Source organism: Paenibacillus sp. IITD108 (genome assembly GCF_036541265.1).
Taxonomy (GTDB): Bacteria; Bacillota; Bacilli; order Paenibacillales; family Paenibacillaceae; genus Pristimantibacillus.
On sequence record NZ_JAZHCT010000001.1, the window covers coordinates 285,330 to 298,559 of the forward strand.

Here is a 13,230-nt window from a genome sequence, read left to right on the forward strand (position 1 = left end):
ATTATGTAAAAGGAGCGAATTTCCATGACGATTAAACCTTATCCTTTGCAATTTAAAGCTGTAATGAAAGAAAGAATATGGGGCGGAAAAGCACTGGAGCGTTTTGGGCTGGAGCTGCCGGACGGCGCTATTGGCGAAGGCTGGATGATCAGCGACCACCCTAACGGTATTACTACCGTAGCCAACGGACCGCTCGCAGGCCAAGGACTGGATCAAATTCGCGAAGCCTACGGCAAGGAATGGTTTGGCAGAAGCGGCTTTTCAGAAAAAAACAGCCGCTTCCCTCTGCTCATCAAGCTGCTCGATTGCAATGATGATCTATCTATCCAAGTACATCCGAATGATCACTATGAGCAATTGCCAGCAGGCGAGCTTGGCAAAACAGAAATGTGGTATGTGCTGGACGCCAAGCCAGGCGCTCGCATCATATATGGCCTAAAGGAAAGTATAGACCGCGCCGCATTGGAGCAAGCAATTGCCAACGGAAGCATAACCGATGTGATGAACATCGTGCCAGTTGAGGCTGGTGATGCATTTTATATCCCGGCAGGCACGGTACATGCACTTTGCTCGGGTGTCGTAGTAGCTGAAATTCAACAAAATTCGGACACAACATACCGCCTTTACGACTACAATCGCCCGGGGCTTGACGGACAGCTGCGCGAGCTGCATATTGAAGACTCGCTCAATGTTATCGCCTACAATGGTGCGGGAGCGGCTCGCATGAAGACGGCTGCTGCCCAGCCGAATAATTGGCTGACCATTGCAGCTTCCCCTTACTTTTCCGTAGATAAAGGTGTTGTCGAGGCGGCTTGGACTTTATCGACCCATGCTTCAAGCTGTGTCATCCTAATCGTAGCCGAGGGCAGCGGGCTGCTGCGCTGGCCAGACGGCGTTATTGCAGCCAACGCTGGAGATTGCTTCCTGCTGCCGGCTACGCTTGGGCAATATGAGCTGGATGGTCATATGACTGTACTGCGAAGTATTATTCCTGACGTAAAGTAGTTGCAATATAAATATATAACAGCCAGTTGGACAAATTAATGAGCCATTGCCTGCAAACAAAAACACGTTAGCGCATTACGCGCTAACGTGAGCTAGTTCAAAGTTTGCATAGTAAAATGGACGGAAAAAGGACCAATAACGGAACCAGTGTCCGCGTAACAACAAAAATAGTGTTTAGGGTAAATAGCGGAACGAGTGACCGCCAAATAAACGCAAACGTTAGCTGAGCCCCCATCAGTGTTTGAAGTCGACAACTATCTGGACAGACGATCCGCTATTGCGCCGAAATCCCCTCATATGCTCATTAAAAGTGACACACGTTCCGCTATTGCACGAAAACTACCTAGAAATGGGCGGAAAAAGGGCCGATAACGGAACCAGTGTCCGCGAAACAACAAAAATAGTGTTTTTAAGGGCAAATAGCGGAACGAGTGACCGACAAATACTAACAAACGTTCGCTGAGCCCCACTGAATTTGAAGTTAACAACTATCTGGACACACGATCCGCTATTGCTATTTTGAGGTGGTGCCGACCAATTGTATATGAATTTTCATATACAATTGTGTTTTTCGGGGCATTTCAGCGTGATGTGTATGAAATTTCATATACATTGAGCCGTTTGGAGGTGACGCAGACCGATTCTGTATGAATTTTCATATACAATTGTGTTTTTTGGGGCATTTCAGCGTGATGTGTATGAAATTTCATATACATTGAGCCGTTGACCAGCACACTTTTGTAAAGGACAGGCTGCTACCATCATGTTTGAGGTTATCCATCATGAATCAGCAGCCTTTTTCTTTCATTAAACAGATGCCGGCTCAAGCATCTTCATAAAATAAGAAGGCTTGCCTTCCTGTTCCAGCGCGTACAATACGATCAGCAGCGTATTTTTCTGTTTATCAATTTCGCCCCGCTCCAGCAAAGCCGATAAATCAAATGGCATTCTTTCAATGACTGCATGCTTTTGAAGCTGCTTTTCATTCAACTGCAAGCCGGCAAACTCAGGAGATACCTGCTCAGGGAATTGTGCAAGCTCCTTCATATATTGGCTCCACTGCGACTTCTCCATTACATATGACCACCAAGCTTTGCGCGGCTTATACTTGTGGTTCAAGAAATAATCCAGCTGCATGAGGCCCAGCGCCGCATCCGCATCAAAGCGTGCTGCCGCCTGCGGCAGCAAACGTTCAGGCGCAAACATAGGAGTTTCCTCATTAATTGCTGCAAGCCCATCAGTCTCTTGCGGCAAGGTTTGCAAAAACAGCCATAGACGAGAGAATAAATCTTCCAGCTGGTGGCCGATTTTTTGCCACCCCTGGCTCTCCCAGTAATCGCCGAAAAGCTGGAAGAAGTCAAAAGGAGAATCGAATACTTGGTTGACTAAATAGTGAAGCGTATGATCCATCCGATGTGCGTTCCAATATTTCTCCAGCACGTCCTCAACCCGTTTTATACGAACGATATCACTAAACGGCATTAAGTCATTGCCAAGCATTTCATAGGGCGCTTGATCCATGTACACATAGCCCCACTTGTCTGCGTCTTTGCGCAGCCCCGTACCGCGCAGCATTTTTAAAAAGCCAAGCTGCAGCTCCTCAGGGCGAAGGGCAAACACATCGTTGAACGTGCCGCGGAACGTATCGTAGTTCTCAAGAGGCAAGCCGGCGATTAGATCCAAATGCTGATCTATTTTCCCCGAATCTCTTACCTTTGTAACCGTACGCACCAGCTTGTTCCAATTTTGCCTTCTCTGCACAGCCAGATTGGTAGGGTCATTCGTCGATTGAACACCTATTTCGAAACGGAAAATGCCCGGAGGCGCATGCTCTGCCAAATAATCAAGCACCTCTGGCCGCATAATATCTGCCGTAATCTCAAACTGAAATACACAGCCTTGATGATTTTCAATTAAAAATTTAAACATTTCGAGCGCATAGTCGCGCTTAATGTTAAACGTTCTATCCACAAACTTAATAAGCTTCGCGCCATTTTCAATCAAATACAACAGATCGGCCTTCGTTCTTTCTATATCAAAATAACGTACGCCAACCTCGATGCTGGAAAGGCAAAATTGACAGCTGAACGGACAGCCGCGGCTCGTTTCAAAATAAACAACTCTGCTTCCCAAATTTTCCAAATCCTCTTTAAAGCGATACGGCGATGGCAAATCATTCAAATTCAGCTTCGGTCTTGGAGGTGTAATATAAATCTCAGCCTGATTCTCCAGCTGCTTGCGATAAGCGATGCCGAATACCATATGATACTTATTGTCGCCTTCAATTTCGGTAAGCAAATGATTTAATGTTTCTTCTCCCTCGCCAATGATAATAAAATCAACCTCTGGCAATCGTTCCATCCAATATTCCGTATCATAGCTTACTTCAGGGCCGCCCAAAATAATTTTTATCTCCGGCTTGATTTTACGCAGCATATTAATGACGGTTATCGTCTCTTCAATATTCCATATATAGCAAGAGAAGCCGATCACATCAGGATTGCGGGAAAATAAATCGGAAACGATATTCATCGCAGGATCCTTTATCGTATACTCGGCTATTTCTATATCGAATTGATGGTCGCTGTAAGCCTTCAAACAGCGAAGCGCCAACGAGGTATGAATAAACTTAGCATTCAATGTTGATAAAACAACCTTCATAGTTATTGCCCTCACTAATCCTTGTATATAATTACTTTCATATCATTACATTGTACCGAATTATAGGACAAAAAAGAAGAGGCGCCTCATTCGCCCTTTCATCGAATTAAGCACCCCTTATGTTTGCTACCTCATCTGAATATACATTTGATCCTTAAGCTGCATGTCTATAACCGAATAACGAACTTTCCACGTTTCATTGCTCTGTGAAGCAACTTCCTGATCAGCAAGGCCGCGCGGTTTGAAACCGTAGCTGCGCTCGAAGTAGATCTTCATCTGAATGGTATCCTTTGGCAGCATGCGATGAAGCTCATGTCCCAGTTGGATCGACCATAGCTTAAGCTCTTCCTTAGCTGCACTTCCATAGTATAAATAAAACAATGGATCAATATCAGCTGTCAATACGATCCAGCCTTCATGATCACGCTGTGCCTGCCAATTGGAAAACTTGGCTGTGCCATGAGAAGTATTGACGGAAGCGTAGTGTTCCTTCAAAATCGCTTCCAGCTCAGATAAAGGCTTGCCTTCCAGCGAAGCTGGCAAGGTATGCTTCAAATACGCCGCTTTTTTCAAATCATTTTCTGTTATGCCCAGATAAAGTACAATAGCATGATAGCCTGACACTGCAAAATTCAAATCAGCTTGTGTATTTGGGTAGCCGGATGATGTTATGCCCACGACCTCGCCATACTCATCAAACAATGCGCCGCCTGAGCTTCCATGATCAATTGGTGCACTCATTTGAATCAAGCGTGCTCCATCCTCGTAAAAAACATTGCTTACAAGCCCTTCAGATATCGTATTCTGTACACCTAGCGGACTGCCAAGCGCAAACACCTTGTCGCCCTTATTCATATTAAAGCCATATGCAAGCTCTGCCGGCATTAAATCCATATCACTATCCTCAGTCAGCAAAATAGCAAGGTCTGCCTTTTTATCAGATGCTACAACGCCTTTAATTTTATACTCATCTCCATAAATGCTGTATGCTGTAGCTGTAGAAACATCCTTCATTACATGATAGTTGGTAACGATCAAATTGCTATCAATAACGACGCCGCTTCCCTGGCTGTTATTCGTCATAATCATCACGACGCTCTCGTCGTAAATATCGGCAATTTCCTTGGCACTCAGCTTGGGACGGCTCTGCTGCACCTCTTCCCAGTCCTGCTGTTCCTGCTCTATAGCATATTCTGCAGTTATAATTGTAATAGCATTTTTAGCGCTGTTCCAGGATACCTCGGCATAATAGATTTCTGCTAATGCTCGAATCGGAGTATACAGTACATTATTTTTCTTAAAAGCAGCTCCATCCAGTTTCACTTTTTTGCCGTTAACGAGCGCTTCCTTCTGGCCAAGCTTGAAGCTCGTAGTTATGTTTCCTTTTTTCGTAATGACTGTTTGGGTCGAATCTACTATGCTATATGTAAGTTTTAATGCGTCGGAAAGCTCTTTGATAGGTGCATAGGTAACACCATTTTCCTTAATGATGGGAGCACTAAGCTTCTGCTGATTGCCATCGACCACTAAATTTAAAGCAAAATGATTAACTGCCGGAGCTGTAGATACGGACGAAGATCGGCTTGTGCTGGCAGCTGCAGCGTCCGCAGCAGCAAGAGAGGAAGTTGGCAATAAGAGCATTCCTAAAATAACCGTTGAGCTTAAAACCCTTACAACAATGTTTCTTTTCATATTTTTCCTGTTCTCCCATCTATTATCTCTCATTCTTTAATACTATCACTAACCAAATCTATCTGTCTATCAAATGTTAATATTGTGCAGACAGAAATAAACCAGCAAGGATAAACGGCTTCGACAACCTTTGAAATGGCGCATTTACCGGAGAATTATTGAACTAGCTTATCATAAATCTTATTTTTATACATTCAAAAATATACATTCAAAAAGGCATAGCCTGTGCATGCAGACTATGCCTTTGCCTTCCGGCTTTATGTTAAAGGCTTTATCATTCGAATATAAGATTTCCCGCTCACTTGCATTGTACCATCTTCTTGATAGCCTTGTTTTTTATAAAGCTCATATGCTCGATCATTTGCCGGCTCAACTATTAACGACAGCCTGTCGAATTGCTGCTGGTAGCCGATCTGTTCGAATGCAGCCATCAGCTCCTTGGCAATGCCGCGACCTTGCATATTACGGTCAACTGCTATTGAGTCCAGATAGAAATCACCTGGCAGCGCCTCCGTCACGAGAGCTTCCTTCTGCTCACTGGCTCCGATCTTATCTAAATAATGAGCGATCGGTTGATCCAGCAAAGCTGCCTGATCCCCCGCATAACAAAGCAGCATGCCTGCAACCCGGCCATCCTCCTTGCTTACAAGCACATGCTTGTAGCTTAACCGGTTATCCTCCAGCAAATAAAATTGCTTAAGCGTGCGATATACTTCCTCGGAATCCTCGGTGCCTGACAGCGTATATGCAATATTGCCTATTGCAGCCAGCAGCAGCGGCATAACCGCATCTGCATCCTGCTTGCTTGCAAATTGTATCATATCGCTTACTCCGCTTCTGGCGAGAAGGAACGGCCAGCAAATTCACTGTCCAGCATATAAAAGGCGTTGCTGTCTTTATCAATCCGCTTCAGCTTGTTAATAATGCTGTCAAACAAAGCTTCTTCTTCAACCTGCTCGTCAATAAACCATTTTAAGAAGTTAATCGTCGCGTGCTCGCGATCATTCATGGCAAGGTCGGACAATTGGTAAAAGCGGGCCGTATTCGTTTGCTCATGAGCATAGCCTTGCTCAAAAGCATCCAGCACGGAGCTGTATTCATTATTCGGCTCTCCCAATGCCTGCAGCGTTGCCCTGCGGCCGCGATCATTCAAAAACTTATATATCTTCATTGCATGAAATCTTTCTTCCTCTGCCTGTACAATAAAGAAGTTGGCAAAGCCGTCAAGGCTATCCGCTGAGCAATACGCAGCCATGGCAAGATACACATGCGCGGAATAAAATTCAAAATTCATCTGATCGTTTAATGCTTTAGCCAATGTATCATTCATGTCTGTGCACCTCTATTTTTTATTTTTGTTATCTAATAATTATTTTAACATAAAAACAAAGGACGGCAAATGCCGTCATAAAATGTTGAATCTGCTCGACACATGCTCGATACATGCTCGACGTATGCTAGATCATATGCTCGACATATAGCCCCATGATTTTAATTAAACCAACCAACCTGAATGGAAACAACACCGAAAAAATTGGTGTACTATCGCATCATTATTAATACATTTAGTATTATTTATTCGGCAAAATAAGTGAATCTAGATGCATAAAATGTACTTAGCTCCCACGAGCACTTACCCATACTTCAACAGCATTATTGGATTAGCATCAAATCAGGGCGGGCTTATTGGCTGCGGGACGCTGCATAACTGAGCATTGATCAAAAAGAGCGCCTGCCCTCTATCAAGGCTGTGAGGCGCTCTCCTTCCATTTTCGGCACGTTAATTAGTGTTAGTTAGTGTTAGTCAGTGCTCGGCTGCTAACCGGCAATCAGCTGCTGCAGCTTCTCTTGTCCGGCTTGCAGCTGGCTGTCTTCATGCTTCAGCTTCTCGCGCAGCAGCTCCAGTATGCGATAACCCGTCTTATCATTGAACGCTCCAGTAATCTCCAACTGCTGATCGCGTTGAAATTTTTTCAAAGCTGCTGCAGTGCTGGAATCAAATACACCGAGCTGCCCGATCGGACCATAACCAAGCTCAAGCAGCATTTGCTGCAAAGTTTTCACGTCATCGCCGTAGCTACCATCCTTCATCTCGGTACCTATTGCAAGCGGCCTTAAATTCGCATATTCAGGAAGCCCCACTTCAATATCGGGATGAACGCCTTCCTTGTTGATCCATGTGCCTGCTGGCGTCTTCCACTGCGCTTCCGTCAAGCTTAACACGGACCCATCAGGGAAAGGCCTGAATTGCTGCACTACACCCTTGCCATACGTTTTTTTACCGATAATTATAGCATCCGCCGATTCCTTTAATGCCGATGAAAGCACCTCGCTGGCACTGGCCGATTGTTCATTCACCAGCACTACAATCGGTATTGTCCATTCCGATTGCTGTCTGGACTTGAAGGTTACTGTGCTTCTTTCGTTTTTGTAGACGACATTCAAAATCGTTTTACCGTTTGGAATAAGCATATCCGCAATCTCAATCGTCGTATGAAGCAAGCCTCCAGGATTGGACCGAAGATCCAGAAGCAGTCCTTTCAGCTCGCCTTCTTTTTTCAGCTTTTCAATTTCAGTTTTAAACTCTTCAGCCGTTTCATTAGCAAAGCGGCTGATCGTAACATGCCCGATATTTCCTTCCAGCATTTCGGAAGTAACGGTATGTACAGGTATCGCAGCACGCTTTAGCGATATTTCAAGCGGCTCGGCTTCTCCAGGACGGCTGAAGCGAAGCGTCAGCTTCGTATTTTCCTCCCCGCGGATCATACTGAGCAGCTCTTGAAAAGATTTGCCTTGAATATCCGTCCCGTCAACAGCCAAAATCATATCGCCAGGCTGCAGGCCGCCACGCTCAGCAGGAGTATCCTTGATAACCGAAGTGATAATGAAATCTCCTTCCTCCTGCCTCATTTCTGCTCCGATGCCATAAAATTTATCTTCAAAGGATTGGGTGTAAGCCTCGCCCGCCTCGCCGACCATATACTGGGAATAAGGATCGTTAAGCGAGGCCAGCATCCCTTCAGCCGCTCCATTAATGAGCTGTCTCGGCTCAGCCCCCTCTAAAAAATCGTCCAAAATTTTGTTATAGGAAACAGAAAGCTGCCGGAATTCCGGCTCCTTAATAATCGGATAGCGGGCGCTTAGCCAAAGCACCCCTATAGTAAAGCCTATAACCAGCATCGCTATCGCCCCTAAAAATAAAGCATAGGGGGAAAGCGGCTTGCGGTTGTTTGAAAATGATTGATTCATGCCTCCATCTCCTTGTATGTATGATTCTAATTGGCTACAATTAGCGATATAGTTATTTGGCTATCAGAAGGGAGCTTTACCACTACCATGTATAAGCTTATTGCAATGGATGTAGATGACACTCTGCTATCCGACCAGTTAACGGTATCCGAGGAAACAAAAGCAGCTTTGAAAGCTGCCATCGATCTTGGCGTAACTGTCACGCTAGCAACAGGACGCATGTATGCGTCCGCCGTACAAATCGCCAAACAAATTAATCTCAATGTTCCTATTATTACGTATCAGGGCTCACTCGTCAAAACACTTCTTGAAGGAAAAGTACTGTACGAAAGATACGTTCCAACTAAAGCAGCCGTACAAATCCAGCAATACTGCCTGCAGCACGGCCTTCATCTGCAATTATACGTTGATGATTTGCTATATGGCATGGAAGATAACGAAATTATTAAAGAATATTCGGATCGCAGCAAAATTCCTTTTATTATCGAGCCTGATTTCAATAAATTGATTGACAAGCCATTAGGCAAAATGCTCATTATCGATGACCCAGTAAAGCTGGACCGGGTAGAGTCAGAGCTTAAGGCACTTGTCGGCGAGGAAGCTCATATTACAAAATCAAAGCCTCATTACCTAGAGATTACTCATAAAGAAGGTACGAAGGGGCATGCACTCCGCTACATGGCTGAGCATCTTGGCTGCTCCATGCAAGAGACGATCGCGATCGGGGATTCCTGGAACGATCATGAAATGATAGAAGCAGCAGGACTAGGCGTCGCTATGGGCAATGCAACCGATAAGCTTAAAGCGATTGCGGACTATGTTACTTTATCGAATAATGAAGACGGCGTACGGCATGTTATTGAAAAGTTTGTGCTAAATCGATAATCCTATTCCTGATTAAAAATAAAAAAACTAATATAACTAAAACTTAAACCGGCTTTTATCAAATAAAGCCTCCGCAAAGATGAAATATTCATCCTGCCGGAGGCTTCTTTTGCTCAAAAATTAATTAAACTGCTTTTATATCGCGCTTGCACTCGCCATTCTCGCATTCTTTAAACGTTCCGATAAAATCGAGGCGATGATCATGCACTTTAAAGCCGAACTCCTCCTCAAGCCGCTGCTCAAGGCTGCCCAGCCAATCTTCCTTGATTTCCTCTAAAGCTCCGCAAAGCTCACAGATTAAATGGTGGTGCATATGCTCATGATCTTCCCCTCGGAGATCGAATCGAGCTACGCCATCGCCGAAGTTCATTTTTGCTACAATATGCAGCTCAGCGAGCAATTCCAATGTGCGGTAAACCGTCGCCAAACCAATCTCCGGAAACTTTTCTTTAACCAGCATATAGACATCTTCCGCGCTTAAATGATCCTTTTCATGCTCCAATAAAACACGTACAATAATTTCTCGCTGCGTCGTTAATTTATAGCCATTCTCCATGAGACTTCGTTTTACTTTATCAATTTCTGTCGTAATACTCATTGAATAGATCCCCCCTTATCCGTCAGATCATTTTATTTTTATAATGATTCTAATCTAATGTTATGTTATTTCATCAAAATGCGCAACCAACAGTTTGTGAAATCATTTGGAATTATCTAAAATATTAAAATGAAAAGCAATTGCCCCGCAGTAGTTTCCACCTATTCTTCTCCTTACGCACCTTCCATCAGCATGACCTTATCGCCAAATACGAGCTTTTTTACAAAACCAAAAAAACAGGGCACCTCGTTAAGGCACCCTGCCTATTCTGAATGTTAATTACTATATGAAAAAGTTACTCGCCTTCTATAAAATAAAGCTGTTCGCCGGTCGTAATATCTGCCTGGCCTTGCGTTAAATCCGTCATCCAAGCGACAAAGCGTTCGGCCTCATCTATTTCGGGCAAGCAGCGTACTCGCACACGATCTGTGAACTGCGCCTCGCCGACTCTCGTCCCCCGGTTGTGCAGTTCATTTTCTAATCGGCCATACCATGTATAGTCAACATCCACAAATACTTCCTGATGCAGCACGTATACAATTTCTTCTGCCGCCTCAATACCGGCAACAGCCCCATCCGTATATGCCCGCACAAGACCTCCAGCCCCTAGCATAATGCCGCCAAAATAGCGGGTAACGACTACAGCGACATTTTTGAGCCCTTTATTCTTAATCACTTCAAGAATCGGCTTGCCTGCTGTCCCGCTGGGCTCTCCATCATCTGAGGCTTTCTGGAATTGATCGCGTTCACCTACTACGTAAGCTGAGCAATTATGAGTTGCCGTTCGATGTTGCCGCTTAATCTCCTCGATAAAAGCGACAGCCTCCTCTTCTGTTGAAACAGGCTTGGCATAACCTATAAAACGAGAACGCTTAATAACAATTTCTTGACTAGCTTCACTTCTTACCGTCGCGTAACGTTTCAGCATAAGCCAGCTTCCCCTGCCTTAATAATCGTTTTATAAGCAATAAATATTATAGGCGAGCTTCAAGTTCAGCTTTTTCCTTCTCAAAACCAGGCTTGCCAAGCAGCGCAAACATATTTTTCTTGTATGCCTCAACACCAGGCTGATCGAACGGATTAACGCCAAGCAGATAGCCGCTAAGCGCACATGCCTTTTCGAAGAAGTATACGAGATAACCAAATGTGTAAGGCGTCATATTGTCAATATTTACGATCAAGTTCGGAACCTGTCCGTCCTGATGCGCAAGCAATGTGCCTTCAAACGCTTTTTTATTAACAAAGTCCATCGTTTTACCGGTCAAGAAATTAAGACCGTCTAGATCATCCGCATCGTGCTCAATCGTAATATGTTCAGCAACCTCACCCACTTGAATAACCGTTTCAAATATGTTGCGGCTTCCCTCTTGAACGAATTGGCCCATAGAATGCAGGTCAGTTGAGAAATCGACGGATGCTGGATAGATGCCTTTGAAATCTTTGCCTTCGCTCTCGCCGAACAATTGCTTCCACCATTCGGATACAAAATGCAGGTTAGGCTCATAGTTGACAAGAATTTCGATCGCTTTGCCTTTGCGATACAGCGAGTTGCGAACAGCTGCGTATTGATACGCTTCATTCTCAGCAAGATTAGGATTCGCATATTCCTTGGAAGCTTCAGCAGCACCTTGCATCATCGCATCGATATCGATGCCGGCAACAGCAATTGGCAGCAAGCCTACAGCAGTTAGCACCGAATAACGGCCGCCAACATCATCTGGAATGATGAAGGACTCGTAACCTTCCTCTGTGGAAAGCTTTTTCAATGCGCCTTTAGCAGCATCGGTTGTAGCATAAATACGCTTGCGAGCTTCTTCTTTGCCATATTTCTTCTCAAGCTCTGCACGGAAAATACGGAATGCGATAGCTGGTTCTGTTGTCGTTCCGGACTTGGAAATGACATTGATCGACCAGTCGCGTCCTTCAAGCAGCTGGAGCAAATGAGTCACATAAGTTGAGCTGATATTGTTGCCCGCAAATAGAACCTGAGGTGTTTTGCGTTGTTCCTTCGTTTGAATATTATAGAAAGAATGGGACAGCATCTCGATCGCAGCGCGAGCGCCCAAGTAAGAGCCGCCAATTCCGATTACGATAAGAACCTCGGAATCCGATTTAATTTTATCTGCTGCCTTCTTAATACGTGCAAATTCTTCCTTATCATAATTAGTTGGAAGATCAATCCAACCAAGATAATCTGAGCCTGCTCCTGTGCCGTTATGTAGCTGGTCATGCGCAAGACGAACGGAGTCTTTCAAATAATCTACTTCATGCTGTCCTACGAAGGACAATGCTTTACTGTAATCAAAATGAACTGCTTTAGTCATTGTAGTAAATACCCCCTTAGTAACTTTTAATAAGAATATCGAATTTAATCAGTAAAAACAAGCATGAAAAACGGTAAAAGTATTTAAAAATTGTTCTTTTCTGTGACAACGACTGCATAATTATGCATTTTTCACTATTTTCATGCTTGATTTATGAGCTTGTTAATGGCTTTCCGAATTTAATAGTACGGCGAAATCATCAAATAAACCAAAACGCCAGTAATGCTGACATACAGCCAGATAGGCATCGTCCAGCGCGCAATTTTGCGATGCTTGTCAACTTGGTTGGCAAGACCGCGGAATAACGATAGCAGAGCTAGAGGAACAACTACAATTGCGAGCAAAATGTGGGTGAGCAAAATAAAAAAATAAATGCCGCGCAAAATCCCCTCTCCGCCATAAGGCGTCGACTCGGACAAGAAATGGTAGGTTACATATGAAGCTAGAAACAGTGTGGTCGTTACGAACGCAGCTAATATAAACGTACGGTGCATTCGTATATTTTTTTTCATAATTGCCACTAACGCTGTCAGCAAGAACAAAAACGTAAAGCTATTGAATATAGCATTTAGCAGCGGCAAAACTTGAATATCGAATCCAACCTCGCCTTTGTAGGCTGGCAGGAAAAACAATACCGCAACAATACTGACGAGCACAACTGACAAAATCGCGACAATTGGCGTATAGTTTCTTTCCTTCATTAATGAATTTCCTCCAATCAAATGCTAAAACTTTTCTCCCTCCTAACTTTAGCGCAAGGAAATGGCAAGTACAATTGCTTTTCCGCCAATATTGTCACAATACAATGTCAAATTA

Annotated in this window: 11 protein-coding genes; 2 read left to right on the top strand and 9 right to left on the bottom strand. The window is 44.1% G+C overall.

The window, feature by feature from the left end; translation table 11 throughout:
* Positions 1–24: 24 nt before the first annotated feature.
* Entirely contained in the window at positions 25–1,005 is a 981-nt protein-coding gene (locus V1L65_RS01215; protein ID WP_331697221.1) for a type I phosphomannose isomerase catalytic subunit, read from the top strand.
* 807 nt (positions 1,006–1,812) lie between these two features.
* Here the strand turns inward: V1L65_RS01215 and V1L65_RS01220 are convergent.
* From V1L65_RS01220 to V1L65_RS01240, 5 genes are all read right to left on the bottom strand, one after another.
* Positions 1,813–3,666, bottom strand: coding sequence for a B12-binding domain-containing radical SAM protein (locus V1L65_RS01220; RefSeq protein ID WP_331697222.1), 1,854 nt, complete (start codon positions 3,664–3,666; stop codon positions 1,813–1,815).
* 126 nt (positions 3,667–3,792) lie between these two features.
* Positions 3,793–5,358: a trypsin-like peptidase domain-containing protein gene (locus tag V1L65_RS01225; protein WP_331697223.1), complete on the bottom strand. Its 1,566-nt coding sequence runs from the start codon at positions 5,356–5,358 to the stop codon at positions 3,793–3,795.
* A 257-nt stretch (positions 5,359–5,615) separates the two neighbouring features.
* On the bottom strand, positions 5,616–6,179 hold the full coding sequence (locus tag V1L65_RS01230; RefSeq protein ID WP_331697224.1) for a GNAT family N-acetyltransferase: 564 nt from the start codon (positions 6,177–6,179) through the stop codon (positions 5,616–5,618).
* A gap of 5 nt (positions 6,180–6,184) precedes the next feature.
* Positions 6,185–6,688, bottom strand: coding sequence for a ferritin (locus V1L65_RS01235; RefSeq protein ID WP_331697225.1), 504 nt, complete (start codon positions 6,686–6,688; stop codon positions 6,185–6,187).
* 488 nt (positions 6,689–7,176) lie between these two features.
* Positions 7,177–8,607 (bottom strand): S41 family peptidase, encoded by a 1,431-nt coding sequence (locus tag V1L65_RS01240; protein ID WP_331697226.1) that lies wholly within the window; start codon positions 8,605–8,607, stop codon positions 7,177–7,179.
* 87 nt (positions 8,608–8,694) lie between these two features.
* Here V1L65_RS01240 and V1L65_RS01245 point away from each other — a divergent pair, with 87 nt between their 5' ends.
* Complete coding sequence (locus tag V1L65_RS01245; protein ID WP_331697227.1) at positions 8,695–9,492, top strand: Cof-type HAD-IIB family hydrolase; 798 nt, start codon at positions 8,695–8,697, stop codon at positions 9,490–9,492.
* Positions 9,493–9,616: 124 nt separating this feature from the next.
* Here V1L65_RS01245 and fur read toward each other — a convergent pair whose 3' ends face one another.
* The 4 genes from fur to V1L65_RS01265 all read right to left on the bottom strand — a co-directional run bounded on the left by fur (position 9,617) and on the right by V1L65_RS01265 (position 13,115).
* Positions 9,617–10,090, bottom strand: coding sequence for a ferric iron uptake transcriptional regulator (gene fur, locus V1L65_RS01250; protein WP_331697228.1), 474 nt, complete (start codon positions 10,088–10,090; stop codon positions 9,617–9,619).
* 295 nt (positions 10,091–10,385) lie between these two features.
* Complete coding sequence (locus tag V1L65_RS01255; RefSeq protein ID WP_331697229.1) at positions 10,386–11,018, bottom strand: YigZ family protein; 633 nt, start codon at positions 11,016–11,018, stop codon at positions 10,386–10,388.
* Between the two features lie 46 nt (positions 11,019–11,064).
* Positions 11,065–12,414: a glucose-6-phosphate isomerase gene (locus V1L65_RS01260; RefSeq protein ID WP_331697230.1), complete on the bottom strand. Its 1,350-nt coding sequence runs from the start codon at positions 12,412–12,414 to the stop codon at positions 11,065–11,067.
* Positions 12,415–12,593: 179 nt separating this feature from the next.
* Positions 12,594–13,115, bottom strand: coding sequence for a DUF420 domain-containing protein (locus tag V1L65_RS01265; RefSeq protein WP_331697231.1), 522 nt, complete (start codon positions 13,113–13,115; stop codon positions 12,594–12,596).
* Positions 13,116–13,230 lie beyond the last annotated feature (115 nt).

What these genes read in the sequence shown, in the direction of transcription:
- V1L65_RS01215 (WP_331697221.1), top strand. Translation starts at nt 25, where the DNA reads ATGACGATTAAACCTTATCCTTTGCAATTTAAAGCTGTAATGAAAGAA.
- V1L65_RS01220 (WP_331697222.1), bottom strand. Translation starts at nt 3,666, where the DNA reads ATGAAGGTTGTTTTATCAACATTGAATGCTAAGTTTATTCATACCTCG.
- V1L65_RS01225 (WP_331697223.1), bottom strand. Translation starts at nt 5,358, where the DNA reads ATGAAAAGAAACATTGTTGTAAGGGTTTTAAGCTCAACGGTTATTTTA.
- V1L65_RS01230 (WP_331697224.1), bottom strand. Translation starts at nt 6,179, where the DNA reads ATGATACAATTTGCAAGCAAGCAGGATGCAGATGCGGTTATGCCGCTG.
- V1L65_RS01235 (WP_331697225.1), bottom strand. Translation starts at nt 6,688, where the DNA reads ATGAATGATACATTGGCTAAAGCATTAAACGATCAGATGAATTTTGAA.
- V1L65_RS01240 (WP_331697226.1), bottom strand. Translation starts at nt 8,607, where the DNA reads ATGAATCAATCATTTTCAAACAACCGCAAGCCGCTTTCCCCCTATGCT.
- V1L65_RS01245 (WP_331697227.1), top strand. Translation starts at nt 8,695, where the DNA reads ATGTATAAGCTTATTGCAATGGATGTAGATGACACTCTGCTATCCGAC.
- fur (WP_331697228.1), bottom strand. Translation starts at nt 10,090, where the DNA reads ATGAGTATTACGACAGAAATTGATAAAGTAAAACGAAGTCTCATGGAG.
- V1L65_RS01255 (WP_331697229.1), bottom strand. Translation starts at nt 11,018, where the DNA reads ATGCTGAAACGTTACGCGACGGTAAGAAGTGAAGCTAGTCAAGAAATT.
- V1L65_RS01260 (WP_331697230.1), bottom strand. Translation starts at nt 12,414, where the DNA reads ATGACTAAAGCAGTTCATTTTGATTACAGTAAAGCATTGTCCTTCGTA.
- V1L65_RS01265 (WP_331697231.1), bottom strand. Translation starts at nt 13,115, where the DNA reads ATGAAGGAAAGAAACTATACGCCAATTGTCGCGATTTTGTCAGTTGTG.